The sequence below is a fragment of the Brachybacterium halotolerans subsp. kimchii genome (assembly GCF_020792675.1).
Classification (GTDB): domain Bacteria; phylum Actinomycetota; class Actinomycetes; order Actinomycetales; family Dermabacteraceae; genus Brachybacterium; species Brachybacterium halotolerans.
This window is the reverse complement of sequence record NZ_CP086254.1, coordinates 379,910-404,452: the sequence shown is the minus strand read 5'-3', so window position 1 is coordinate 404,452 and position 24,543 is coordinate 379,910. Positions and strand designations below refer to the sequence as shown.

Below are 24,543 nucleotides of genomic sequence, written 5' to 3'. Positions count from 1 at the left end.
CGCTCATCCTCCCGAGGTGTCCAGCTCGGCCTCGTGGAGGCGGGCGCGGTGCTCGTCGCTCAGCTCCCGGGAATCCATCCATCCCTCGGGGCAGACCGCTCGCTTGGGGGTGCCGGCGCGGCCGCGGGGCCCTTCGGCGTCGGCCCCGGGGTAGGGCGAGTCGAGATCCAGCTCGGCGAGCTTCGCGTCGAGGTCGGCGAGCGACTCCATGGTCGCGAGCCGGTGCCGCATCTCGCCGCCGACGGGATACCCCTTGAAGTACCACGCGACGTGCTTGCGCAGGTCGCGCATGCCGCGGCCCTCGTCCTCGAAGAACTCCACGAGGAGCTCGCCGTGGCGGCGCATGGTGCGGGCGACGTCGCCGAGGGTGGGACGGATGCGCTCGGGACGGCCCGCGAAGCCGGCGGCGAGGTCTGCGAACAGCCACGGGCGGCCCTGGCAGCCGCGGCCGACGACGACGCCGTCGGCGCCGGTCTCCTCGACCATGCGCAGGGCGTCCTCGGCCGACCAGATGTCGCCGTTGCCGAGGACGGGGATGTCGGTGACCAGCTGCTTGAGGTCCGCGATGGCCTCCCAGTGCGCCTGGCCGCTGTAGTGCTGGACGACGGTGCGCCCGTGCAGCGCGATCGCGGACGCGCCGACCTCCTGGGCGATCAGGCCGGCGTCGCGGTACGTCAGATGGTCCTCGTCGATGCCCATGCGGGTCTTCACGGTGACCGGGACGTCCCCGGCGGCCTCGACGGCCCCGCGGACGATGCGCGTGAACAGCTCGGTCTTCCAGGGCAGGATGCCGCCCCCGCCGCGGCGCGTCACCTTGGGCACCGGGCAGCCGAAGTTCAGGTCGATGTGGTCGGCGCGGTCGCGCTCGACGAGCATCTCGACCGCGCGGCGCACGGTGGTCGGGTCCACGCCGTAGAGCTGGACCGAGCGCGGCGTCTCGCGCTCCCCCATCGTCACCAGGCGCCATGACTCCGCGTGGTCCTCGACGAGGGCGCGAGAGGTCACCATCTCGGAGACGAACAGACCGCCGTCGTCCTCCGAGTGCAGCGCGCCGAACTCGCGGCACAGCAGGCGGAAGGCCATGTTCGTGATGCCGGCCATCGGCGCGAGCACGACGGGCGTGTCGACGGTGTGCGGGCCGATGGCGAGGGTGCGCCGCTGCGGCTCCGCGGACGGGGACGCCGGGGAGCTCGGTGCGGTGGGGGCGTCGAGGGTGGTCATCACCGCCGATTGTCCCATCCCCTGTGCCGCACCGGGAGGCCCGGGAAGGGTGATGTGCATCGGAGGGGCAGGGGGAGGACCCGTGAGAGGGCCTGCGCGCCTACGATGCGGCTATGCCCCAGGTGAGCGACCAGCAGCGCGTACCCGCGGCCCCACTCGACTCCCCCACGGAGGACCGATGACCACGCAGACGCACTCCCCCGATCGACGTCGGCCCCGGAGTCTGGGCTTCCTCGCCTTCGTCGACCACACGGGCATCGAGCCCGCGCGCACGGCGGGCGGGCGCTCCCAGGGTCTCGACGACGGCCTCGACCTCTTCGAGCGGGCCGAGGGCATGGGGATCGACGCGGGATACGTCCGGCACCGTCATCTCCAGGACTTCCTCTCCGCGCCGCTCCCCTTCCTCGCGGCCGCCGCCGAGCGCACGCGCACGATGGCGCTCGGCACCGCGCTGATCCCTCTGCGCTTCGAGCAGGCGGGCCGTCTCGCCGAGGACGCCGCGACCACGGATCTGCTCGCCGGCGGCCGCCTGCGTCTGGGCGTGGGATCCGGGTACGCGAAGCAGGACGCCGTGAACGAGCGCGCCTTCGGCCCGGTCGACGGCGACGTGCGCGCACGGGTCGACCAGGTGCTCGAGGACCTGCTCGCCTTCGTCGACGGCGAGGTGGTCGCGACCGCGGACGAGTTCTTCGAGACCGAGGACGCCGGCACACCGCTGCGCGTGCGCCCGCAGGCCCCCGGCCTCCGCTCGCGCATCGCCTACGGCGCCGGCTCGATCGCGAGCGCCGAGAGGGCGGGCCGGCTCGGGATCGGCCTACAGGTCTCGACCCTGCAGCCGGCCGACGGCACGGGCCGTTCCTTCGAGGAGCTGCAGAGGGAGCTGATCGAGGCCTACCGCGTCGCGAGCCGGACATCCGGCCACGGAGAGGGGCACGTCTCCGCGAGTCGGCAGGTGCTTCCGGTCACGCGCCGGTCGGATCTGGACGATTTCGCGCACCTCATCGAGCGGGACCGGGAGCGGCAGGCGGCGATGCGCGAGGGCACGGCGATGATCGGCGGCCGGCCGGCCGCCTTCGGACGCGTCGTCGCGGACTCCCCCGAGGAGGTTGCGCGCTTCCTCGCCGACGACGTCGCCCTGCAGGCGGCCGACGAGGCGATCCTCGCGCTCCCCTTCGGCCATCCCTACGACGTGGTCCGCCGGCTCACCACGGTCTTCGCCGAGCAGGTGGCGCCGTCGCTGCGGCAGGCATGGGCCTGAGGCGCATGGATCCGGGAGCCGGGGACGCCCCGCACGGCACGCGCACGGCTCGCGGGGATCGGGCGGCGCGCTGGGAGCGGACCACGCGCTGGCCGCTGCTCTCGATCTCGCTGCTGTTCCTCGCGTCCTACTCCGTGCAGGTGATCGCGCAGCCGGACGGGCTCGTGCGACATCTTCTCAACGGGATCACCTGGGTGGTGTGGGCGGCCTTCGCCGTCGACTACGTGGTCAGCCTCGTCCTCGCGCAGCACCGTCTGCGCTGGATCGTGCGCCATCCGCTCGACCTCGCGCTGGTGATCTTCCCGGGCCTCGCCATGCTGCGTCTGGCGCGGTTCATCTCGCTGGTGGTGCTGCTGCAGCGGCACGCGGGCGCCCTCGTGCGCGGGCGCGTGGTCACCTACGTGGTCGGTGCGTCCTCCCTGGTGACGTGGGTGGCCGCCGTGGGCGTGCTCGACGTCGAACGGGGCGCGCCCGGAGGGAACATCGAGACCATCGGCGACTCGCTCTGGTGGGCGATCGCGACCATCACGACCGTCGGCTACGGCGACTACACCCCGGTGACGCTGCCGGGTCGGCTGATCGCCGTCGGCCTCATGATCTGCGGGATCGCCCTCGTCGGCGTCATCACCGCGACCTTCGCGAGCTGGCTCATCGGCCAGGTCCGCACCCCGGCGACCGCCGGGACGGGGGCCACGGGGCACGACGCCCCGCAGCCCCCGGCCGACGCCGACCGGTCCTCCGTCAGGCCCCGATCAGACGCTGCGCCAGGTAGCCCTTCACATCGGTGAGGGCCACGCGGGTCTGCTCCATCGAGTCGCGCTCGCGGATGGTCACGGCCTGGTCCTCGGCGGTGTCGAAGTCGACCGTGATGCAGAAGGGCGTGCCGATCTCGTCCTGGCGGCGGTAGCGGCGGCCGATCGCCTGCGAGACGTCCATCTCGACGTTCCACAGCGGGCGCAGCTCGTCGGCCAGGGCCCGGGCGCGCGGGACCAGGTCCTCGCTCTTGGACAGCGGCAGCACGGCGACCTTGACGGGCGCGAGGCGCGGGTCGAGGCCCAGCACGGTCCGGGTGTCGACGCCGCCCTTGGTGTTGGGGGCCTCGTCCTCGCGATAGGCGTCGACCAGGAAGGCCATCATCGAACGCGTGAGCCCGAAGCTGGGCTCGATGACGTACGGCGTGTACCGCTCGCCCGAGGCCTGGTCGAAGTACTGCATCTTCGTGCCGGAGACCTCCGTGTGGCGCCCCAGGTCGAAGTCCGTGCGGTTGGCGATGCCCATGAGCTCGCCCCACTGCCCGCCCTGGAAGCCGAAGCTGTACTCGATGTCGATGGTGCCGTCGGAGTAGTGGGCGCGATCCGCCTCTGGGACGTCGAAGCGGCGCATGTGGTCGGGGTCGATGCCCAGGTCCACGAACCAGTTCCAGCAGTCCTCGACCCAGCGGTCGAACCACTCCTGGGCCTGCTCGGGCGGGGTGAAGAACTCGATCTCCATCTGCTCGAACTCGCGGGTGCGGAAGATGAAGTTGCCGGGCGTGATCTCGTTGCGGAACGCCTTGCCGACCTGGCCGATGCCGAAGGGCGGCTTCTGGCGCGCGGCGGTCACCACGTTCAGGAAGTTCACGAAGATGCCCTGCGCGGTCTCGGGCCGCAGGTAGTGCAGCCCGGACTCGTTGTCCACGGCGCCCAGGTAGGTCTTCATGAGCCCCGAGAACTGCTGCGGCTCGGTGTACTCGCCGCGGGTGCCGCAGTTCGGGCACGGCACCTCGGCCAGCCCGCCCTCGGGGGCGCGGCCCTTCTTCTCTTCGAAGGCCTCGAGGAGGTGGTCCTCGCGGAACCGGCTGTGGCAGCTGCGGCACTCCACCAGCGGGTCGGTGAAGGTCTTGACGTGCTCGGAGGCCTCCCACACGCGCGTGGGCAGGATGATGGCCGAGTCCAGGCCGACCATGTCCTCACGGCCCTGCACGAAGGTGCGCCACCACTGCTTGCGGATGTTCTCCTTGAGCTCGACGCCGAGGGGACCGTAGTCCCAGGCGGAGCGGGTGCCGCCGTAGATGTCGCCCGAGGGGAACACGAACCCGCGCTTCTTGGCGAGGGCGATGACGTTGTCCAGGGTGCTGGCGGGGGCCTTGGCCACGGTGTGACTCCTGCGATGCGGCGGTGGTGGCGCTCCGCGGAGGCCCTGGAGGCCGGCCCTGCGCGAGGACGCGGAGGGGTGCGACGGATCCAGGTGCGGCGTGGGCCGCGACGGCGGGCGGAGCGCCGGGACGAGCGTCCAGCATATCGACGAACGCGCCCGGCGTCGGCGCGCGCCAGGACCGACCCGGCGCGCCGCCGGGGGTCCGCTCCCCCGTCGGCCGACGAGGCGCGATGCGCGCCACATCCGCCACCTCCTCGAGCGCCGCGAGCTTGCACTCGGACGAGGTCAACTCTGATAATCACTCTCATGTTCGCCACGCCCCGCTCCCCCCGCCGCCCCTCGCGCACGCACCCGTCCGACGCCGCCGCAGCGCCCGCACTCCTGCGCTCGACGACGACCACGCGACGATCGCTGCTGGGCCTCGCAGGCATCGGCGCGGCCGGTCTCGCGCTGAGCGCGTGCGGAGGGACGTCCGGATCCTCCGGGAAGCCCGTCGTCATCACGGGCTGCTACGGCCTCACCTACGCCGCGCAGCAGGTGGCCGGCGACCTCGCCGAGGTGGTGAGCCTCGCCCAGCCCGGCGTCGACCCCCACGACCTCGAGCTCTCCGTCGCCCAGGTCGCGCAGGTCCAGGAGGCGGCGCTGATCGTGCAGATCCCCGGCTTCCAGGCCTCCCTCGACGACGCGATCTCCTCGAAGGACCTCTCGGACGCCACGCTGGACGTGTCCACCGTCGTCACCATGCTCTCCGGCAGCGGCGAGGAGGACGAGCACGATCACGGCGACGAGGAGTCCGAGGAGGGCGCGTCCGACGAGGGCGGACACGAGGGCCACGACCACGGCGCCCTCGACCCGCACTTCTGGAACGATCCCGTGCGCCTCGGGAAGGTCGCCGAGGCCATCGGCGAGCACCTCGCGAAGGCCGATCCGGACAATGCCTCGACGTTCCGGGAGAACGGCGCGAGCGCCCGCAGCGCCCTCGAGGACCTGGACGCCGAGCTGAAGAAGGAGTTCGACGCCGTGAAGGGCGACAAGCCCTTCGTCACCAGCCACACCGCCTTCGCCTACCTCGCCGACCGCTACGGCCTCGAGCAGATCGGCATCACCGGGATCGATCCCGAGGTCGAGCCCTCCCCCAAGCGCCTCCTGCAGCTGCAGAAGGTCATCAAGGACCAGCACGTGACGACGGTCTTCTTCGAGACGACCGCGTCGCCGAAGGTCGCCGAGACGCTCGCGGATAACGTGGGGGCGAAGGCCGAGGAGCTCGACAACCTCGAGACCCAGCTCTCCGAGGACGCGGACTACCCTGCCGTCATGCGCGAGAACTGCACGAAGCTCGTGGCGAGCTGGTCATGACGCCGGCCCCCTCCACGTCCGCCTCCCCCACGCCCCGATCCTCCACACCACCCGCGTCCGCCTCCCCCGCCGCGCCCCCGGCGGTCCGGGTCGAGCACCTGGACGTGGACCTCGGCGGCGCCCCGGTGCTGCACGACGTGTCCCTCGAGGTCGCCGCCGGCGAGCTCGTGGGCCTGCTCGGGGCGAACGGCTCCGGCAAGTCGACGCTGCTGCGCGCGATGGTCGGCGTCCAGGCCGCGAGCGCCGGCACGATCAGCCTCTTCGGCCGCCCCGTGAAGGACCGGAGGGTCCATGCGAAGGTCGGCTACGTCCCGCAGTTCGCCGCGGGCGGCGGATCGATCCCGGCGACCGCCCGGGAGACCGTCGCCACCGGGCTGCTCGGGCCGGGCCGCTGGTTCTCCCGGCTCCACGACCCGCGCGTGGACTCGCTGCTCTCGGACGTCGGCCTCTCCGGAATGGCCGACCGGCCGATCACCCAGATGTCCGGCGGACAGCGACAGCGCGTGATGATCGCGCGCGCCCTGGTGCGCTCCCCGCAGCTGCTCGTGCTCGACGAGCCCTTCTCGGGCGTCGACGTCGCGACGCAGGACGCGATCGCCGCGATCTTCCGCCGTCTCTCCCAGCGCGGCACCACGGTGGTCGTGGTGCTGCACGAGCTCGGCCCGCTGAGCGAGGACGTGCGTCGCGCCGTGGTCCTGGACCGAGGTCGCGTCGTCCACGACGGAGCGCCCGAGGATCGCCCGCTGTTCGACCCCGGACACGACCACCAGGCGCTGCACGAGGAGTGCCTGGGACAGGAGATCCACCCATGACCATCGCACCCTGGGACCTGCTGACGAGCGACATCATGCGCTACCCGCTGATCATCGCCGTGCTCATCGGCCTCACCGCGCCGATCGTGGGCACGTACCTCGTCCAGAAGAACCTCTCGCTGCTCGGCGACGGCCTCGGGCACGTGGCGCTCACGGGAGTGGCCGTCGGCTGGCTCGTCGGCGCCTGGATCAGCGCCTCCCCGCAGGACCTGCTCGCGATACCCGGAGCGCTCGTCGCCTCCGTGATCGGTGCCGTCGTCATCGAGATCGTGCGCGAGGTCGGGCACACGAGCCGCGATGTCGCCCTCGCGATCCTCTTCTACGGCGGCATCGCGGGCGGCGTCGTCATCATCCAGCTCGCGGGCGGCGGCTCGCAGAGCCTCGTCGGCTACCTCTTCGGCTCGCTCGCGACGGTCACCGCGACCGACCTCGTGATCGCGGTGGTCCTCGCCGTGATCGTCATGGTGATCGGCATCGGGCTCAGCCGCGTGCTGTACACGGTGACGGGCGACGAGGAGTTCGCGCGCGCCTCGGGCCTGCCCGTGCGGGCGATGAACATCCTCATCGCCGTGATCGCGGCGCTCACCGTGACCCTCGCGATGCGGATCGTCGGCGCGCTCATGGTCTCCGCCCTCATGGTCGTCCCGGTCGCCGCCGCCCAGAGCGTGGTCGTGGGCTTCACCCGCACGATGCGCACCGCGATGGCCGTCGCGGTCGTGTGCGCGCTGGGCGGGCTCGTGCTCACCGCCTACGTGGACCTGCCGCCCGGAGGCGTGATCGTGCTGCTCACGATCGCCTGCTACGCCGTGAGCCTGATCCTGCGTCCGATCGTCCAGCGCCTGCGCGCACGACGGACCGAGGCCGAGAGCCGTTCAGGCGTGAGCGAACCGATGCCCGCGGACCGCTGAGTCCTGGGATGATGGTGAGCATGCAGCGAAACACGAGGCAGCGCACCGCGATCCTCGACGCGCTCGGCCGTCAGGACGACTTCCGCAGCGCGCAGCAGATCCACGAGCAGATGCGGGCCGACGGCGAGACCGTGGGCCTGGCCACCGTGTACCGGAACCTGCAGACCATGGCCCACGGCGGCCAGGTCGACGTGCTCGTGACCGACGACGGCGAGTCCATCTACCGCCAGTGCGCGCAGAGCGGCCACCATCACCACCTCGTGTGCCGGGAGTGCGGGCGCACCGTCGAGTTCCAGGCGCCGCAGGTCGAGGACTGGGCGCGCCGTGTGGCCCGCGAGCACGGCTTCACCGACGTCGACCACACCATGGAGATCTTCGGTCTGTGCCCCGAGCACTCGAGCGCCCCGTCCGACGACGCCTCCTCCTCCGGGGCGTGACGGGGTGCTCGACTGGATCGGCTCGCTCCCGCTGCTTCCGGCCGTCGGCCTGCTCTGGGTGATCGTGCTGTGCCGCGCGGGCGGCACGTACCTGCTGGGGCGCGGTGCGCACCGGCTCGCGCACCGGGGGCGGCTCGCGAGGATGATCGAGAGCCCGTCGGTGGATCGTGCGATCACGATCGTGAACCGGTGGGGCGCGCCCGTCGTGGCGCTGAGCTTCCTCACCGTCGGCTTCCAGACCGCGGCGAACCTCTCGGCCGGCCTCACCCGCATGCCGGCGGTGCGCTACGTCCCGGCACTGCTCATCGGCGGCCTCGCCTGGGCCGTCATCTACGCGACGATTGGACTGGCCGTCGTGATCACCTGGATCGAGCTGTTCCTGCTGAGCCCCTGGGTCGCGATCCTGGTGCTCGCGCTCGTCATCGCGATGGTGGTCGTGCTCGTGCTCAGACGCCGCCGGTCGCGCGAGCGTCGGGCGCGGGAGACCCCGGCGCCGGAGCGTCGGGAGACGCTCCCCCCGGAGCCTCGGGAGTCGGAGCGTCCACCGCTCCCCCGTAGCGACGATCCCTCCGCGCGTACTCGGTGACCGCGCGCCACAGCACGCGGCGATCCACGTCCGGCCACAGCTCGGGGACGAACACGAGCTCCGCGTAGGCGGCCTCCCAGAGCAGGAAGTTCGACGTGCGCTGCTCGCCGCTCGTGCGCAGGAAGAGGTCGACGTCGGGCATCTCGGGGTCGTCGAGGTACCGGCGGAACGAGGACTCCGTGATCGCGCGCGGGCTCAGGCGGCCCTCCCTGGCCAGCGCCGCGACCTCGCGGATGCCGTCGACGATCTCGGCGCGGCCGCCGTGGTTCACGCACATGTACAGGGTCATGCGGGTGTTGCCGGCGGTGAGTCGCTCGGCCTCCTTGAGCTCCTTGATGACAGAGCTCCACAGCCGCTGCTCGCGGCCGATCCAGCGGATGCGCACCCCCCAGGAGTGCAGGGTGTCGCGCTGGCGGCGCAGCACGTCGCGGGAGAAGCCCATGAGGAAGCGGACCTCGTCCGGGGAGCGCTTCCAGTTCTCGGTGGAGAATGCGTAGGCCGAGAGGTGGGTGACGCCGATCTGCAGGGCGCCCGCGACAACGTCGAGCAGCGCCGCCTCTCCGGCCTCGTGGCCCGCGGTGCGCGGCAGTCCGCGCTGGTTCGCCCAGCGCCCGTTGCCGTCCATGACGACAGCGACGTGCCCGGGGATGGTCTGCGGCGGCAGCTGCGGGGGCAGCGCTCCGCTGGGATGCGCGAAGGGCTCCTCGGGACGGCGCGGGGCATCGGCCTGCCGGCGTCCGGCGTCACCGCGCGCGGCGCGCTCCGCGCCGGGCCGTTCCCTCCGCTGCGTGCTCCTGCGTGCCACGACTGCTCCTCAGCGCTCGACGTACCCCAGGGAGCGGACCGATCGCTCCAGGTGCCAGGTGATCGTATCGGCGATCAGGCGGCTGGCCTCCTCGCGCGTAGTCTGCTCGGAGTCCAGGACGTTCTCCCAGTCGCCCGCCATGAGGAAGATCATGTGCTCGATCGCCGCCTGCCGGATCGCGACGGCGCCGGGACGGCGGCACGCGGTGCATACGAGGCCGCCCGCCGAGACGTCGAAGGCGTGGTGGGGCCCGTCGGCCCCGCAGGTCGCGCACACGCGCAGCTCGGGCGACCAGCCGGCCAGCGCCAGGGTGCGCAGCAGGAACGAGTCGAGCACGAGCGAGGCGGGGATCGCTCCTGCGGCGACGGTCCGCATCGCCCCCACGAGCAGCAGGAATCCGCGCTGGGAGGGATCCACGACGTCGTCGGTGAGGCGGTCCGTGGTCTCGAGCATGGCGGTGGCGGCGGTGTAGCGCGAGTAGTCCGCGGCGATGGGGCCTGCGAAGCCCTCGATGGTCACGGCCTGGGTGACGGTGTGCAGGTTCCGTCCCGCGTGCAGCTGCAGGTCCACGAGGGTGAAGGGCTCCAGGCGCGCCCCGAAGCGGCTGCCGGTGCGCCGCACGCCCTTCGCCACGGCGCGCACCTTCCCGTGGCGTCGCGTCAGCAGGGTGATGATGCGGTCGGCCTCGCCGAGCGGGTGGGTGCGCAGGACGATCGCGTCGTCCCGGTAGAGCTTCTGCATGATGGGTCGAATCTACCGCCGGGGGCCGACGGGCGGCGGCCGCCGCGCCCCGTCGGCCCGTGCCCCGTCGGTGCGCGCCTCGTCGGCCCGCATCTCGTCGGCCCGTGCCCCGTCGGATGGTGCAGGATCAGGCCCGGCGCGCGACGGCGAAGATCCTGCGGAACGGGAGCACGACCCCGTGGCCGTCGTCGGGGTAGGCCTCGCGCAGCCGCTCCTTGAACGCGGCGACGAAGCGCTCTCGCAGATCGGGAGGCAGGGCCTGCAGCGTGGGCCGCGCCCCCGTGCCGCTGACCCACTCGAAGACCGGGTCCTCGCCGTGCAGGACGTGCAGGTAGGTCGTCTCCCAGGCGTCGACCTCGCAGCCGGCTCCCTGGAGCACGCGCAGATAGGTCGCGGCGTCGTGGGAGGCGGGGCTCGCGATGCCCTCGAGGTGCTCGGCGAAGGGATGCTGCGAGGCGAGATCGCGGCGGATCGTGTGGCTGGGCTCGTCGAAGTTGCCGGGCACCTGCATGGCGAACCAGCCGCCGGGGGCGACCTGGTCGATCAGCTGCGGGAGCAGGTCGGGGTGGCCGGGGACCCACTGCAGGGCGGCGTTGGTCACCAGGACGTCGACCGGCCGCGGGGCGCGCCAGGTGCTGAGGTCCGCGAGCTCGGCGCGCACTCCGTCGACCGTCGCGGCGAGCTCGATCATCGCGGGGCTCGAGTCCACGGCGACCACCTCCGCCTCGGGCCAGCGCCGGGCGAGCAGGGCGGTGAGCGTCGCGGGCCCGGCGCCGAGGTCGACGACGAGGCCCGGCGCCTGCGCGCCGATGCGCGAGGTGAGGTCGAGGAACGGCCGGCCGCGCTCGTCGCCGAAGGCGAGGTACTGCGAGGGGCTCCAGGTGTGCGGCGGGACGGGAGCTGGGGGCGTCATCGGGACTCCATCTGTGGGTGCGGGGCTGTTGCGGGCCTGTGCGGTGCGGTGCGGTCCGGTGCAGGGCGACCCTGCGCAGTGCGGCACGGCGCACACCCACTTTATCTTGATCTCAAGAGAGTTTCGGCGGGACCGCGGAATCCAGCGAGGCGGCGGCCTCCGCGAGGGCCGTGCGCAGCGCCCGTGTGGCCGGGTGATCACGGCGGCCGCTGCGCACCGCCGTATGGACCCGCCGACGGGGCGCACCGGCGAGCTCGAGGAGCCTCGCCGACCCCAGGTGCTCGCGCGCCACGAGTCCGGGGATGATCGCGACCGCGTGTCCCGAGCGCACCAGATGCGCCTGCAGGAGAAGGTCGATGGTCTCGAAGCGCACGCGCGGCTCGACGCCGAGCCCGCGCAGGTGGTTGCGCACCCAGACGCCCGGCATGACGGTCTCCGGGTCCGCCGTCCAACTGGCGTCGGCGAGGTCCTCGATTCCTTCCGGGTCGCACCATGGGCCCGACGACGGGACGGCCAGCAGGAGCGGGTCCTCGAGCAGCGGCTCCCGCTGGACGCCCGGTCTGTGCGGCTCGTCGAGCCCGAGATACTCCTCCCCCAGCACCAGATCGAACTCATGGGCGAGGAGCCCCTCGTAGGCGGGCTCTACCTCCCGCTGGTGGACCTCGATCTGCAGATCGGGATGCTCGGCCGAGAGCACCGTGAGCGCGGGCGGGATGAGCGAGAGCATCACCGACTGGAACGAGGCGACCCGCAGCACGCCCGAGAGCGCGGGCCGGGTCGCGGCGAGATCGGACTCGGCGCGCTCGACGCCCTCCAGGAGCACGGCGGCGTGCTCGGCGAGGACGCGTCCCGCGTCGGTGAGCACGAGGCGCCTGCCCACCTGCTCGGTGAGGCTCGTGCCGGTCCCCTTCTCGAGCTGGGCCAGCTGTTGGGAGACGGCCGACGGCGAGTACGAGAGGCTGCGCGCGACCGCGCCGACGGTGCCGAGGCGTGCGAGCTCGTGCAGCGTGCGCAGCCGGGAGAGGTGGAGCATCGGGTCTCCTGGAGCCTTCGACCGACCATTCAGCAACGCTTCACGATATCGCGCACGGATCCTCGCGCTGCTGATCTTCCACGAGCGGGAGATCGAGCGGAGAATCGATCCGTGACCTCCTCGTCCGTGCACTCCACCGCCGCTGCGCAGCCCGGCACGGCGCCGACCGCATCCGCGCAGCCCGCCCCCTCGTCCCCCGTCGCTCCCGCGGTGCTCATGATCCTGGGCTCGTGCACCTCACTGCAGTTCGGGGCGGCGCTCGCCGCGCAGCTGTTCCCCGCGCTCGGCTCGTGGGGCGTGACGTGCCTGCGCCTCGGGATCGCGGCGATCATCCTGCTGGTCATCGTGCGCCCCGCAGTGCGCGGCTGGAGCGGCGGGCAGTGGCGGGCGGTAGTCGCCTTCGGTTTCGCCCTGGGTGCGATGAACGGAAGCTTCTACGCGGCGATCGAGCGGATCCCGCTGGGCACCGCGGTCGCGATCGAGTTCCTGGGACCGCTCGTGCTCTCCGCGATCCTCTCGCGCCGCCTCGCCGACCTGGCCTGCGTGCTGCTCGCCCTCGCGGGCATCGGAATGTTCGGACTCGAGAGCCTCGCGGGTGCCGGGGCCCTCGATCCCGTCGGGGTCCTGTTCGCGCTGATCGCCGCCGTGTTCTGGGGGTTCTACGTGCTCGCGAGCGCGCACGTGGGCAGGCACGTCCCCGGCCAGGGCGGACTCGCGGTCGCGCTCGCGATCGGAGCGCTCGCCCTGCTCCCGCTCGGTACCGGCGGCGTCCTCACCGCCGTCACCCGCCCCGGACTCCTGCTGCTCGCCGTGGCCACCGCCCTGCTCGCCTCGGTCATCCCCTACACCCTCGAGCTCGCGGCGCTGCGTCGACTGCCCCGGCACGTGTTCGGGATCCTGCTGAGCCTCGAGCCCGCGATCGCCACGATCGCCGGCCTGCTCCTGCTCGCACAGGTGCCCAGCGTGTACGGGCTGCTCGCCGTGGTGCTCGTGGTCGCCGCGAGCGCAGGGACCACGATCACCGCCCGGCGCGCCCAGGCCCGCGGCGCGGACGATGCGGACCGGGCGGAAGGCCGCCCAGCGCCCAGCGACGGCGAGCTCGAGACGCTCCCGGCCGACGAGTATCCCGCCGCGCTGTCCGTGCAGGCGATCGCCGAGCCGGAGGCCATCACCGGGCAGTTCCCGGTCCTCGACCCTCAGGAGGGCGAGGCCGACGACGTCGGCGGTCCCTCCGGTCGCCCCTGACGGTCGCCGGGCCCGGATCGCTCCGGGTCAGCAGCCCGCGATGCCGCTGCTCCAGCCCCGTGCGACGAGCTCGCGCAGCACGTCCCCGTCGATGTCCTTGAGGCCGTTGACGTACACGCAGCCCGCGCCGCGTCGGTGCCTGCCGAGCGTCTCGAGCAGCGCCGACGCCCCGACATCGCCCTGCAGGCCGTACAGGGAGATCGCGGCCTTCCGGGGGCTGAAGCCGACCCGGAACCAAGTGCCGTGCGAGGTGCGGCCATGGTACTCCATCTCGCCGTAGCCGATCATGCTCGGGCCCCACATGACGGGAGTCACCCCGGTCACCTCGCCGAACAGGTCGAGCAGGCGGGCGCCCTCCTCACGGCGGCGCGGCGTCGGGAGCTGTGCGCAGTAGGCGACGGGATCCTCCTGCGTCGGCTGCGTCTTCACCTCGTGGGCCATGGCGCGAGCCTACTCAGACGCCAGGAGCTGGAGGGCACGCGGAGCGGCGGCCTGCCAGAGGTCGGTCGCCGTGCGCCGGCAGTGCGGTGTCTTGGAAGGGCCGTGGGTGGGGAACCGTGCCATATATGCCACGGCTCCCCACCAGTGGCCCGTCGAGGACACGTCGGCCGGTGGAAGACATATCGGCCCGTGGATGACACGTCGTCGGGCCGTGGAGGACACGTCGGGCCGAGAAGTCCGTCTCACGAGGGGACGCGAAGGGGCCGACGGGAATGCCCCCGTCGGCCCCTTCCACGGCACGATGCAGCGCCCGGTCAGCCCTTCGCGCGCTCGGCCCGGTTCAGCGCCGACACGATGGCCTGCAGCGAGGCGCGGGTGATCGAGCCGTCGATGCCGACGCCCCAGAAGATCCGCTCCCCGATCTCGCACTCGATGTACGAGGCGGCCAGGGAGTCGTCGCCCTCGGTCAGCGCGTGCTCGGCGTAGTCGAGGATGCGCAGCTGCACGCCCTGGCCCGCCAGGGCCTTGACGAAGCCGTCGAGCGGGCCGTTGCCGTACCCTTCGACGGTCTCCTCGTGGTCGTCCACGCGCAGCTCGACGGTGATGCGGTCCGAGCCCTCGCCGGCCGACTCCTGGTGCACTCCGTGGAAGCCGAAGCGTCCCCAGGTGCGGGCCGGGTCCTGCGCGGGCAGGTACTCGTCGGTGAAGCAGTCCCACAGAGAGGCCGCGGAGACCTCGCCGCCCTCGGAATCGGTGATGTTCTGGACGATGCCGGAGAACTCGATCTGCAGACGTCGCGGCAGGTCCAGGCCGTGCTCGGTGCGCAGCAGGTAGGCCATGCCGCCCTTGCCGGACTGCGAGTTCACGCGGATCACGGCCTCGTAGGAGCGGCCGATGTCCTTGGGGTCGACGGGCAGGTAGGGCACCCGCCAGACCATGTCGTCGATCTCCTTGCCGACGGCCTCGGCGTCGGAGCCCATCCGGTCCAGGCCCTTCTTGATGGCGTCCTGGTGGGAGCCCGAGAAGGCCGTGAACACGAGGTCGCCGCCGTAGGGGACGCGCTCCGGCACGCGCATCTGGTTGCAGTGCTCGACGGTGCGGCGCACCTCGTCGAGGTCGCTGAAGTCGATCTGCGGGTCCACGCCCTGGCTGAACAGGTTCAGGCCCAGGGTCACCAGGTCCACGTTGCCGGTGCGCTCGCCGTTGCCGAACAGGCACCCCTCGATGCGGTCGGCGCCGGCCATGTAGCCGAGCTCGGCGGCGGCGACGCCGGTGCCGCGGTCGTTGTGGGGGTGCAGGGACAGCACGATGGCCTCGCGGGGCTCCAGGTGGCGGCTCATCCACTCGATCGAGTCGGCGTAGACGTTCGGGGTCGCCATCTCGACGGTCGCCGGCAGGTTCACGATCATCTTGCGCTCGGGGGTGGGCTTGATGATCTCGGCGACCGCGTTGCACACGCGCACGGCGTACTCGAGCTCGGTGCCCGTGAAGGACTCCGGCGAGTACTGGTAGGTGATCTGCGTGTCCGGGACGGTCTCCTCGTACTTCTTGCAGAGCAGGGCGCCCTGCACGGCGATGTCGAGCACGCCGTCCTCGTCGGAGCGGAAGACCACGTCGCGCTGCACGATCGAGGTCGAGTTGTACAGGTGGACGACGGCCCGCTTCGCCCCGGCGATCGCCTCGTAGGTGCGCTCGATGAGGTGCTCGCGCGACTGGGTGAGCACCTGGATCGAGACGTCCTCGGGGATCCGGTCCTCCTCGATCAGCGTGCGCACGAAGTCGAAGTCGGTCTGGCTCGCGGCAGGGAACCCGACCTCGATCTCCTTGTACCCCATGCGCACGAGCAGCTCGAACATCCGCAGCTTGCGCTCGGCGTTCATGGGGTCGATGAGCGCCTGGTTGCCGTCGCGCAGGTCGACCGCGCACCAGCGCGGGGCGCGGGTGATGCGCACGTCGGGCCAGGTGCGATCGGGCAGCTCCGCGCGGATCTGCTCGTGGAAGGGCAGGTACTTGTGGATCGGCATGCCCGAGGGCTGCTGGGGCGTCTCGCCGTCGGAGCCGACGACGGGGAGCGACGGGTCGGCGGTCGCGGCGCGGGCCGGTACCGGGGGAACCTCGCCGGTGTGCGCGTCGGTGCGGGGATCAGCGGGGGCCGACGGGGCGCTCGCGCCGGAGGCGGAGGGCTGGGAGGTGCTGGTCGCAGTGGTGTTCACGGAAGATCCTTCGTCTGCTGATGCGGGTCGCCGGGTGGGCAGAGGAGCAGCCGCGGCGAGGTCCCGGCGTATCAGGCCTCGACGCGGCGGCTAAGCAGGAGGATCGTTCCCAGCACGTGAGTCACCGTACACCCGGTGCCGCGCGCCCGATCCCCGTCTCAGAATCCGAGCCGCCCGAGCTGGCGAGGGTCGCGCTGCCAGTCCTTGGCGACCTTCACACGCAGGTCCAGGTGCACCGTGCGGCCGAGCAGCTGATTGATGCCGGCGCGTGCGTGGGAGCCGACCTCCCGCAGCCGGGAGCCGCCGCGGCCGATGATGATGCCCTTCTGGCTGTCGCGCTCGACGAAGAGGCTCGCCCGCACCACCAGGCGCCCCTCTCCGGGGGCGATCTCGGCGAAGGGGTCGCCGTCGGGATCGGTCTCGGCGATCTCCTCGACCACCACGGCGATCGAGTGCGGGAGCTCGTCGCGCACGCCCTCGAGGGCCGCCTCGCGGATGAGCTCGGCGATGCGGTCCTCGTCGCTCTCCTCGGTGAGCTGCCCGTCGGGGTACAGCTGCGGGCTCTCCGGCAGGAGGCCGGCGATCACGCCCACGAGGTCGTCGATCTGGCGTCCGGTGACGGCGCTGATCGGGACGATCGCGTCGACGTCGAGCAGCTGGTCGACGTCCATGAGGTGCTCGGCGATCCGCTCGGGCCGCACCAGGTCGCACTTGGTGACGATCGCGACCACCTTCGGGCCGCGCCGGCCCTGGCGCATCTCGGCGAGGTCCTCCGCGATGAAGCGGTCGCCGGGGCCGATCTTCTGATCGGCGGGTAGGCAGAAGCCCACCACGTCGACCTCGGTGAGCGTCTCGCGCACCAGGTCGTTCAGGCGCTCCCCCAGCAGCGTGCGCGGGCGGTGCACGCCGGGGGTGTCCACGAGGATGATCTGGGCGTCCTCGCGGGTGAGGATGCCGCGGATCGCACGGCGCGTGGTCTGCGGCTTGGAGGAGGTGATCGCGACCTTCTCCCCCACCAGGGCGTTGGTGAGCGTCGACTTGCCGACGTTCGGCCGGCCGACGAGCGCGACGAACCCGGCGCGATGCTCCGCGGCGCCGCCCGCCTCGCCGGGCCCGCGGGCCCCGTCCGTCCTGTCGTCCCCGTCCGTCCTGTCGGCCCCTTCGGCCCCGTCGGCCTCGCCGCTCCCGATGACGCTCTCAGGCATGGTGCTCCTCCTCGGAGGCGGCGGCGCCGCCCTCGTCCTCGTGCGCGGCGACGACGGGCACCGCGCCGGTGCGGGTGTCCTCGCGCTCGTCCTTGGGTGTGCGGCTGACGAGCACGGTCGCGAGCTGCTTGCGGCGCCCGCCGGTGCGGTCGGCCTCCAGGTGCAGACCCAGTGCGTCGGCCTCCGCGCCGAGGATCGGGATGCGCCCGAGCGCCTTGGCGAGAAGGCCGCCCACGGTGTCGACGTCCTCGTCCTCGATGTCGAGGCCGAAGAGCTCGCCGGCGGCCCCGATGCTCTCCCGCGCCGGGACGCGGAACACGCCCTCACCGAACTCCTCGATGCGCAGCTCGGCGCGGTCGTGCTCGTCCGCGATCTCGCCCACGATCTCCTCGAGGACGTCCTCGATGGTGACCATCCCGGAGACGCCGCCGTACTCGTCGACGAGGATCGCGATGTGCACGCGGCGGGTCTGCATCGCGTGCAGCACCTCGTCGGCCCCGAGGAACTCGGGCAGCACCATCGGTGCGCGCATGATCTCGGCGACGGGCCGCTCGGGGCGGGGATCCCACGGGGAGTGGATCGTGCGCATGACGTCCTTGACGTAGAGCACGCCCTGGAGGTCGTCGACCGTCTCGCCGACCACGGGGATCCGGGAGTACCCGGAGCGGACGAACAGCCGCATGGCCTTCTCCGCGGTGGTGTCCGCGGTGACCGTGACGATGTCCGTGCGCGGCACCATGATCTCGCGCACCAGCGTGTCCCCGAGGTCGAAGACGCCCTGGATCATGTCGCGCTCGGAGTCCTCGAGCTCCTCGTTCTCCATGGCCCGGTCCACGTACTGGCGCAGCTCCGCCTCGGTCGCGTACGGGCCGCCGGAGATCTTGCCGCCCGGCGTGAAGGCCGAGCCCACATGGATCATGAGGCGCGCGAGCGGGCCGAGGAGACTGCGCACCACGCCGATCAGGCCCGAGAGCAGCGTGGAGAACCGCTCGGGCCGGCGCCGTCCCACCGTGCGCGGGGACACCGAGACCACGAGGAAGGAGCCGACGACGGCGATCGCCACGGAGATCAGGGTGGGCAGCACCCAGCCGTCCATGGTCTCGAACACGATCGCGGTGATCGCGACGGCCATGATCGACTCGGAGATCACGCGGCCCAGGCTGATCGCGGCGAGGGTGTGCGGGGCGTCCTCGTGCTGGTGCAGCACGCGGCGGCGCACGCGCTCGGGAGCCTCGGCCTCCTCGAGGTGGCGCTCGAGCGCCGCGCGGGACGTGCCCAGCAGCGCGGCGTCGGCCGCGGAGAGCAGACCGCCGCAGACCATGCCGAGCACGGCCAGGGGGATGAGGACGAGGAGCAGCGCCGTCACTCGGCGTCCTGGCCGCGCGTGGAGAGGAAGGTCAGCAGCAGACGGCGCTGGAGGTCGAACATGACCTTCTTCTCGTCCTCCTCGGCGTGGTCGTAGCCCATGAGATGGAGCATGCCGTGCGTGGCCAGCAGCAGCATCTCCTCGACCGCGCTGTGCCCGGAGGAGGCGGCCTGCTTGGCGGCGACGCTCGGGCAGATCGCGATGTCGCCGAGGAGGCCCTCGGGGGCGGCCTGGTCCTCGGTGCCCGGCGTGAGCTCGTCCATGGGGAAGCTCAGCACGTCCGTCGGCCCCGGCTCATCCATCCACTGGATGTGGAGCTGCTCCATGGCCGACTCGTCCACGAAGAGGATCGAGAGCTCGGTGAGCGGGTGCATCCGCATCTTCTCGAGCACGAAGCGCGCGAGATCGACGAACTCGCGCTCGTCGATGCGGGTGGTGGTCTCGTTGCGGACCTCGATGCTCATCGGCCGGTGCTCCTGCTCTCGTGCCGGCGCTGGCCGGATCCTCCGCGGCCCCCGGAGGAGCCCCTGCTCGTGCGTCCGCCCGCGCCACCGGGACCGCCGCGCCCGTCGCGGCCGCCGATCTCCCAGCGGCCGTAGGCCTCGACGATCTCGGAGACCAGGCGGTGGCGCACGACGTCCTGCGGTGTGAGGCGGCAGAAGGAGATGTCGTCGATCCCCTGCAGGACCTGCTCGACGACCTTGAGGCCGCTGGGCTGGCCGCCGGGGAGGTCGACCTGGGTGACGTCGCCGGTGACGACCATCGTCGAGTTGAAGCCGAGACGCGTGAGGAACATCTTCATCTGCTCGGGGCTGGTGTTCTGGGCCTCGTCGAGAATGATGAAGGCGTCGTTCAGGGTACGCCCTCGCATGTACGCCAGCGGCGCCACCTCGATGGTGCCGGCGCCCATCAGCCGCGGGATCGACTCGGGGTCGAGCATGTCGTGCAGGGCATCGTAGAGCGGGCGCAGGTAGGGGTCGATCTTCTCGTTGAGCCCGCCCGGGAGGAATCCGAGCCGCTCCCCCGCCTCGACCGCGGGCCGAGTGAGGATGATGCGCTCGACCTGCTTGCTCAGGAGCATGCGCACCGCGACGGCGACCGCGAGGTAGGTCTTGCCGGTGCCGGCGGGGCCGATGCCGAAGGTCACCGTCGAGTTCTCGACGGCGTCGATGTACTGCTTCTGACCCAGGGTCTTGGGGCGGATCGTGCGCCCGCGCGAGGACAGCACGGCCTGCGAGAGGACGGTGTCGATGCGCTCGCCGGCGGCGCGCTCGTCGCCGTAGAGGGCGGCCGCGCGGCCGACGGCCTCGGGGGTGACGGTCTGGCCCTGCTGCGCGATCTGGATCAGCGAGCGCACGATGTGCTCGCCGCGGCGCACCGCGTCGGCGGTGCCGCGCAGCGTGACCCGGTGCCCGCGCACGACGATGTCGGCCTCCGGGACCGCCCCCTCGAGGGCGTCCAGGGCGCTGTCGGACTCGCCGAGCACCTGCAGGGGGCTGAGGTGGTCGGGGATCGAGAGGTGCCTCTCGGTGACGGAGGGCTCGGGGCCCGGTGCGGGAGTGGCGGGGTCGCTCACATCTCTCCTTCTGCGAGCTCTCCGCCCGCGAGCACGTGCGCGTGCACGTGGAAGACGGTCTGGCCGGCGTGGGCGCCGGTGTTGAAGACGAGGCGGAAGTCGCCGTCCGCGAGATCGGCGGCGAGGTCGCCGGCCACGGAGGCCACGTGGGCCAGCAGGGACGGCTCGGACGCGAGCTCGCGGACGTCGCGCAGGTGGGTGCGCGGCACGACGAGGACGTGGACAGGGGCCTTCGGCGAGAGGTCCTTGAAGGCGATCACCGACTCGTCCTCGTGGACGCGCTCGGAGGGGATCTCCCCCGCGACGATCCTGCAGAAGACGCACTCGGGGTCGACGCGGATCGCGGCCGCGGACCCGGGCGTCGGGGCGCTGGCGGGCTCGGTGCTCATCATGGTCCCGATTCTACGGGCCACGGGCCGACCGGGCGTGCGCGTGGGGTCGACCACAGCTGGTTCATGATCCTGGCTTTCGAGGGTCCCAAGGAGTTGACTGTCCCCGACTGGTTCAGTTGTCAACTACTTTCGTGAGGTCCCCGGAATGCCCAAGCTCGGAATCATCCTCTCCAGCGCCCGCCCGAAACGCGTCGCCGACCATGTGGCGCGCTGGGTCGCCGATGCGGTCGACGACCGCTTCGAGGTGGACCTGATCGACCTGCGCGAGGTCGCGCTGCCCGCCTTCGACGAGCCGCAGTCCCCGAAGTCCGGGGCCGACAAGACCACCGACCACGGCCGGACCTGGGGCGAGCGCATCGCCGCCCTCGATGCCGCCGTAATCCTCACCCCCCAGTACAACGGCTCGTACCCCGGCGCCCTGAAGAACGCCGTCGACTTCCTCTACGGCGAGTGGAGCGGCCTGCCGCTGCTGCTCATCGGCTACGGCTGGAACGCCGCGAACGAGGTGCTGCCCCTCCTGGAGACCCTCATGAGCCGCGTCGGCGCCGACGTCGTCGACACGCTCGGTCTGGGCTTCCGCGAGGACCTCTCGCTCGAGGGCGAGCTGTTCGTCGCCGAGGAGAAGGTGGCCCGTCTGGCCGCGGACCTCGCCTCCCTCGAGGAAAAGGCGCTGCAGCCGGCCGCCTGACGCGCGCGACGCGCGCTGGGAAACGCGCGCTGGTGCGGAGCACCATCGAACACCGGGAGGGCCCGGGACCCCAGGGGTCCCGGGCCCTCTCCGTTCGCTGTCCCGCTCAGTGCACTGCTCTCAGCCCCACCGGCCGACGAGTGCGCTGATCACGGCGATGGCCGCGGGGCCGGCGGTCGAGGAGCGCAGAACCTCAGGGCCCAGCAGCACGGATCGCGCCCCAGCCTCCTTCAGCTGCGCGAGCTCCTCCGGAGAGATCCCGCCCTCGGGCCCGACGACCACCACGATCTCAGGCACCCCGGCAGGCACCTCGTCGGCCCGCAGGGCGCGCAGCTGCTCGGCGAGTCCCATAAGACCCACCGACTCCTGCTCGTGCAGCACGAGGACCATGGCCCCCGCCGCGTTGCGCTCGCGCAGATCCTCGACGAGCTGGGCGCTGGTCCGGGCCTCGTCGACCGCGGGGATGCCGCGCCGACGGCACTGCTTGACGGCCGCGCGCACGGTGCTCTCCCAGCGCGCACGGCCCTTCCGCAGCTTCTCGCCCTTCCAGACGGACACCGATCGGTGCGCGATCCAGGGGGTCACCCGGTCGACGCCCAGCTCGGTCGCCGACTCGATCGCCTGCTCGTCGCGTCCGCCGGTGGCCAGCGCCTGCACGAGGGAGAGGCGCGGTGAGCGGGCGACCGGATCCGAGGGCGCCTCGAGGAGACACAGGGAGAGCTCCTCCTTGCGGGCCTCGGTCACCTCGGCGCGGGCCTGACGGCCGTCCGCGTCGCTCAGCAGGATCCGCTCCCCCGCGCGGATGCGCGCGACCTTGGCCGCGTGCCTGCCCTCCTCGCCCGCGAGGTCGTAGCGCGATCCCTCGCCGAGCGATGCGAGGGCGTCGTCGAGCACCAGGAAGGCGGCGGGGGTGTCGGGCACGGGGTTGCTCCTCGGCGGATCGGGTCTCAGCGCTCGCGGAGGCGGTCGCGCAGCTTGCCGAACATGCCGTGCGATCCGCGCCGGCCGGAGGTGGCGGCGGGCTTCTCCTCGTCGCGGACGCTCGCGAGCTTCTCGAGCAGTTCGCGCTGCTCGTCGTCGAGCCGGGTGGGGATCTGCACGTCGAGCTCGACGCGGATGTCGCCGCGGGTGCTGCGGCGCAGCGGGGTGACGCCGAGGCCCTTGAGGACGATCTCCTCCTCGGGCTGGCTGCCCGCCTGGATCTCCACGGTGCGCTCGCCGTCGAAGGTCTCCAGGGGGATGCTCGCGCCGAGCGCGGCGGCGGTCATCGGGACCCGCAGGCGGGTGACGAGGTCCGAGCCCTCGCGCACGAAGACGTCGTGCTCGGCGACGGAGAGCTCGACGAAGAGGTCGCCCGCGGGACCTCCGGCCTCGCCGACCTCGCCCTCTCCGCGCAGCTGGATGCGGGTGCCGTCCTCGACGCCCGCGGGGATGCGCACCGTCACGGTGCGCTCGCTGGGGGTGCGGCCGTGGCCGGAGCACTGGGTGCAGGGGGACTCGATGACGTCGCCGTGGCCGCCGCAGACGGGGCACGGCGCCATCGTCACCATCTGGCCGAGCAGCGACTGCGCGACGCGCTGGACGTGGCCGCTGCCGCTGCAGTTGGTGCAGCGGGTGGGGCTCGTGCCGGGCTCGCAGCAGGAGCCCTGGCAGCGATCGCAGGCGACGGCGGTGCGGAAGGTGACGTCCTGTTCGGTGCCGAAGACGACGTCGCGCAGGCTCACCTCGGTGCGCCGCAGCACGTCGCCTCCGCGGCGCTGGCGCGGGGTGGGGCCCTGTCCGCGGCCGCGCATGCCCGAGGCGCCGGCGAACATGTCGAAGATGTCCGAGAAGTCGAAGGACGCCCCGCCGGGGAACCCGCCCATGCCGGGGCCGCCGCCCATGTCGTACTGGCGGCGGCGGTCGGGGTTCGAGAGGGTCTCGTAGGCCTGGGAGACCCGCTTGAACTTCTCCTGCGCCTCGGGGTCGGGGTTGACGTCCGGGTGCAGGGTGCGGGCGAGCTTGCGGTAGGCCTTCTTGATCTCGTCGGTCGAGGCCTCGCGGCTGACGCCGAGCAGCTCGTAGTAGTCGTCGTTCACGAAGGGGTCCTTGCTGTGGCGGTGGTTCGGTGGGGCGCGGGCGGAAGCGTCGGGTGCCTCATCTCGGGGACGAGCATCAGCCCAGGAAGCGGGAGACGTAGCGCGCGAGGGCCTGGACGGTGGAGATGCCGGTCACGTAGTCCATCCGGGTGGGGCCGAGGATCGCCAGGTGCGAGCCGTCACGGTACCCGGCGCCCACGAGGGACGCCTGGGTGAGCGCGTGCTCGGGGATCTCCTGGCCGATGCGGACCTCCACGGCTCCGGGCTCTGCGCGCATCGAGCCCAGCAGGCGCAGCAGCACGAGCTGCTCCTCGAGCACGTCCAGGAGCGGCTCGACCTGCGTGGTGAAGTCGCCGGCCGAGCGGGCGAGGTTCGCGGCGCCGGCCATGATGATGCGGTCCTCGGTGCGGCTGTCGGCGAGGCCCAGCAGGGCGTCGACGACCTCGCGGCACGCCTCTTGCACCGCGGCGGGGCTGCGGGTGACGAGCTCGGCGAGCGGATCGTGGAGGTCGGTGACTTCGCGGCCGACGACGGCCTGGTTCATGCGCGCGCGCAGGTCCGCGTAGAAGTCCGTGTCGAACTCGACGGAGCGCCCTGCGAGCAGAGGGATGGTGCGCTGGTCGACCTGGCCGGACTCGGTGATGAGGACGACGAGCAGGAGCGCGTCGGCCACCTTCACGAGCTCGACGTGGCGCACCCGGGCCTGCCGCACCGCCGGGTACTGCACGAGCGCGACCTGGTGGGTGAGCTGGGCGAGCAGACGGACGGTGCGCGTCAGCAGCTCGTCGAGATCGCCGGCGTCGTCGAGGAAGGAGCGGATCGCCCGCTTCTCCGGCGAGGACAGCGGCTTGATCGCGGCGACGTGGTCGACGAAGGCGCGATAGCCCTTGTCGGTGGGGACCCGGCCGGCGGAGGTGTGGGGCTGGGTGATCAGCCCCTCCTCCTCGAGCAGCGACATGTCGTTGCGGACCGTGGCCGCCGAGACCCCCAGATCGTGGCGGTCCAGCAGGGATTTCGAGCCCACGGGCTCGCGAGTGGCGACGTAGTCCTCGACGATCGCGCCCAGGATCTGCAGCCTGCGCTCCTCCACGTGCTCACCTCCCATGCGCTGGCACTGTTCGCTTCCGAGTGCC

Annotated in this window: 24 protein-coding genes; 8 read left to right on the top strand and 16 right to left on the bottom strand. The window is 72.1% G+C overall.

Annotated elements, in window-relative coordinates; genetic code table 11:
- Nucleotides 1–3: 3 nt before the first annotated feature.
- Nucleotides 4–1,221, bottom strand: coding sequence for a tRNA dihydrouridine synthase DusB (gene dusB, locus Bra3105_RS01845; RefSeq protein ID WP_228358381.1), 1,218 nt, complete (start codon nucleotides 1,219–1,221; stop codon nucleotides 4–6).
- 178 nt (nucleotides 1,222–1,399) lie between these two features.
- Between dusB and Bra3105_RS01840 the strand changes: the two genes are divergently transcribed.
- Both Bra3105_RS01840 and Bra3105_RS01835 read left to right on the top strand, forming a co-directional pair.
- Nucleotides 1,400–2,479, top strand: a complete 1,080-nt coding sequence (locus tag Bra3105_RS01840) for an LLM class flavin-dependent oxidoreductase (protein WP_228358380.1) — start codon at nucleotides 1,400–1,402, stop codon at nucleotides 2,477–2,479.
- A 5-nt stretch (nucleotides 2,480–2,484) separates the two neighbouring features.
- Complete coding sequence (locus Bra3105_RS01835; RefSeq protein WP_228358379.1) at nucleotides 2,485–3,267, top strand: potassium channel family protein; 783 nt, start codon at nucleotides 2,485–2,487, stop codon at nucleotides 3,265–3,267.
- Here the strand turns inward: Bra3105_RS01835 and Bra3105_RS01830 are convergent.
- Nucleotides 3,221–4,612 (bottom strand): glycine--tRNA ligase, encoded by a 1,392-nt coding sequence (locus Bra3105_RS01830; RefSeq protein WP_228358378.1) that lies wholly within the window; start codon nucleotides 4,610–4,612, stop codon nucleotides 3,221–3,223. The genes Bra3105_RS01835 and Bra3105_RS01830 overlap by 47 nt on opposite strands.
- 309 nt (nucleotides 4,613–4,921) lie before the next feature.
- Here Bra3105_RS01830 and Bra3105_RS01825 point away from each other — a divergent pair, with 309 nt between their 5' ends.
- Genes Bra3105_RS01825 through Bra3105_RS01810 form a run of 4 tightly spaced genes read left to right on the top strand, consistent with a single transcriptional unit; the run spans nucleotide 4,922 to nucleotide 8,128 of the window.
- Nucleotides 4,922–5,971 (top strand): metal ABC transporter substrate-binding protein, encoded by a 1,050-nt coding sequence (locus tag Bra3105_RS01825; protein ID WP_228358377.1) that lies wholly within the window; start codon nucleotides 4,922–4,924, stop codon nucleotides 5,969–5,971.
- Complete coding sequence (locus Bra3105_RS01820) at nucleotides 5,968–6,783, top strand: metal ABC transporter ATP-binding protein (protein ID WP_228358376.1); 816 nt, start codon at nucleotides 5,968–5,970, stop codon at nucleotides 6,781–6,783. The genes Bra3105_RS01825 and Bra3105_RS01820 overlap by 4 nt, the downstream gene beginning before the upstream one ends.
- Nucleotides 6,780–7,691 carry a metal ABC transporter permease gene (locus Bra3105_RS01815; RefSeq protein ID WP_228358375.1) on the top strand — a complete coding sequence of 304 codons (912 nt, stop codon included), beginning with the start codon at nucleotides 6,780–6,782 and terminating at the stop codon, nucleotides 7,689–7,691. The genes Bra3105_RS01820 and Bra3105_RS01815 overlap by 4 nt, the downstream gene beginning before the upstream one ends.
- A gap of 20 nt (nucleotides 7,692–7,711) precedes the next feature.
- A complete protein-coding gene (locus Bra3105_RS01810) occupies nucleotides 7,712–8,128 on the top strand; it encodes a Fur family transcriptional regulator (protein WP_228358374.1) in 417 nt (138 codons plus the stop codon).
- A gap of 446 nt (nucleotides 8,129–8,574) precedes the next feature.
- Here Bra3105_RS01810 and Bra3105_RS01800 read toward each other — a convergent pair whose 3' ends face one another.
- The 4 genes from Bra3105_RS01800 to Bra3105_RS01785 all read right to left on the bottom strand — a co-directional run bounded on the left by Bra3105_RS01800 (nucleotide 8,575) and on the right by Bra3105_RS01785 (nucleotide 12,206).
- Complete coding sequence (locus tag Bra3105_RS01800; RefSeq protein ID WP_228359581.1) at nucleotides 8,575–9,390, bottom strand: isoprenyl transferase; 816 nt, start codon at nucleotides 9,388–9,390, stop codon at nucleotides 8,575–8,577.
- Between the two features lie 138 nt (nucleotides 9,391–9,528).
- The gene (gene recO, locus Bra3105_RS01795) at nucleotides 9,529–10,260 is read right to left on the bottom strand and encodes a DNA repair protein RecO (protein WP_228358373.1); all 732 of its coding nucleotides are present in this window, start codon (nucleotides 10,258–10,260) and stop codon (nucleotides 9,529–9,531) included.
- 127 nt (nucleotides 10,261–10,387) lie between these two features.
- Nucleotides 10,388–11,173 (bottom strand): methyltransferase domain-containing protein, encoded by a 786-nt coding sequence (locus tag Bra3105_RS01790; RefSeq protein WP_228358372.1) that lies wholly within the window; start codon nucleotides 11,171–11,173, stop codon nucleotides 10,388–10,390.
- Between the two features lie 112 nt (nucleotides 11,174–11,285).
- Nucleotides 11,286–12,206 (bottom strand): LysR family transcriptional regulator, encoded by a 921-nt coding sequence (locus tag Bra3105_RS01785; RefSeq protein WP_228358371.1) that lies wholly within the window; start codon nucleotides 12,204–12,206, stop codon nucleotides 11,286–11,288.
- A gap of 111 nt (nucleotides 12,207–12,317) precedes the next feature.
- On the opposite strand from Bra3105_RS01785, the gene Bra3105_RS01780 reads away from it, so the two are divergent.
- Nucleotides 12,318–13,451: an EamA family transporter gene (locus Bra3105_RS01780; RefSeq protein ID WP_323188838.1), complete on the top strand. Its 1,134-nt coding sequence runs from the start codon at nucleotides 12,318–12,320 to the stop codon at nucleotides 13,449–13,451.
- 27 nt (nucleotides 13,452–13,478) lie between these two features.
- On the opposite strand, the gene Bra3105_RS01775 is transcribed toward Bra3105_RS01780, so the two are convergent.
- From Bra3105_RS01775 to Bra3105_RS01745, 7 genes are all read right to left on the bottom strand, one after another.
- A complete protein-coding gene (locus Bra3105_RS01775) occupies nucleotides 13,479–13,892 on the bottom strand; it encodes a DUF1801 domain-containing protein (protein WP_228358370.1) in 414 nt (137 codons plus the stop codon).
- Between the two features lie 314 nt (nucleotides 13,893–14,206).
- Nucleotides 14,207–15,916, bottom strand: coding sequence for a 2-isopropylmalate synthase (gene leuA, locus Bra3105_RS01770; protein ID WP_228359579.1), 1,710 nt, complete (start codon nucleotides 15,914–15,916; stop codon nucleotides 14,207–14,209).
- Nucleotides 15,917–16,263: 347 nt separating this feature from the next.
- On the bottom strand, nucleotides 16,264–17,310 hold the full coding sequence (gene era, locus Bra3105_RS01765; RefSeq protein ID WP_228358369.1) for a GTPase Era: 1,047 nt from the start codon (nucleotides 17,308–17,310) through the stop codon (nucleotides 16,264–16,266).
- Nucleotides 17,303–18,676, bottom strand: coding sequence for a hemolysin family protein (locus Bra3105_RS01760; RefSeq protein ID WP_228358368.1), 1,374 nt, complete (start codon nucleotides 18,674–18,676; stop codon nucleotides 17,303–17,305). The genes era and Bra3105_RS01760 overlap by 8 nt, the downstream gene beginning before the upstream one ends.
- A complete protein-coding gene (gene ybeY, locus Bra3105_RS01755; protein ID WP_228358367.1) occupies nucleotides 18,673–19,140 on the bottom strand; it encodes an rRNA maturation RNase YbeY in 468 nt (155 codons plus the stop codon). Before ybeY ends, Bra3105_RS01760 begins: the two co-directional genes overlap by 4 nt.
- Nucleotides 19,137–20,252: a PhoH family protein gene (locus Bra3105_RS01750; protein WP_228358366.1), complete on the bottom strand. Its 1,116-nt coding sequence runs from the start codon at nucleotides 20,250–20,252 to the stop codon at nucleotides 19,137–19,139. Before Bra3105_RS01750 ends, ybeY begins: the two co-directional genes overlap by 4 nt.
- Nucleotides 20,249–20,641 (bottom strand): histidine triad nucleotide-binding protein, encoded by a 393-nt coding sequence (locus Bra3105_RS01745; protein ID WP_228359578.1) that lies wholly within the window; start codon nucleotides 20,639–20,641, stop codon nucleotides 20,249–20,251. Before Bra3105_RS01745 ends, Bra3105_RS01750 begins: the two co-directional genes overlap by 4 nt.
- A gap of 148 nt (nucleotides 20,642–20,789) precedes the next feature.
- On the opposite strand from Bra3105_RS01745, the gene Bra3105_RS01740 reads away from it, so the two are divergent.
- Nucleotides 20,790–21,332 (top strand): NADPH-dependent FMN reductase, encoded by a 543-nt coding sequence (locus Bra3105_RS01740; RefSeq protein WP_228358365.1) that lies wholly within the window; start codon nucleotides 20,790–20,792, stop codon nucleotides 21,330–21,332.
- 120 nt (nucleotides 21,333–21,452) lie between these two features.
- Here Bra3105_RS01740 and Bra3105_RS01735 read toward each other — a convergent pair whose 3' ends face one another.
- The 3 genes from Bra3105_RS01735 to hrcA form a co-directional block, all read right to left on the bottom strand.
- Nucleotides 21,453–22,253: a 16S rRNA (uracil(1498)-N(3))-methyltransferase gene (locus Bra3105_RS01735; RefSeq protein ID WP_228358364.1), complete on the bottom strand. Its 801-nt coding sequence runs from the start codon at nucleotides 22,251–22,253 to the stop codon at nucleotides 21,453–21,455.
- Nucleotides 22,254–22,279: 26 nt separating this feature from the next.
- On the bottom strand, nucleotides 22,280–23,410 hold the full coding sequence (gene dnaJ / locus Bra3105_RS01730) for a molecular chaperone DnaJ (RefSeq protein ID WP_228358363.1): 1,131 nt from the start codon (nucleotides 23,408–23,410) through the stop codon (nucleotides 22,280–22,282).
- 76 nt (nucleotides 23,411–23,486) lie between these two features.
- Nucleotides 23,487–24,515 carry a heat-inducible transcriptional repressor HrcA gene (gene hrcA / locus Bra3105_RS01725; protein ID WP_228358362.1) on the bottom strand — a complete coding sequence of 343 codons (1,029 nt, stop codon included), beginning with the start codon at nucleotides 24,513–24,515 and terminating at the stop codon, nucleotides 23,487–23,489.
- Nucleotides 24,516–24,543 lie beyond the last annotated feature (28 nt).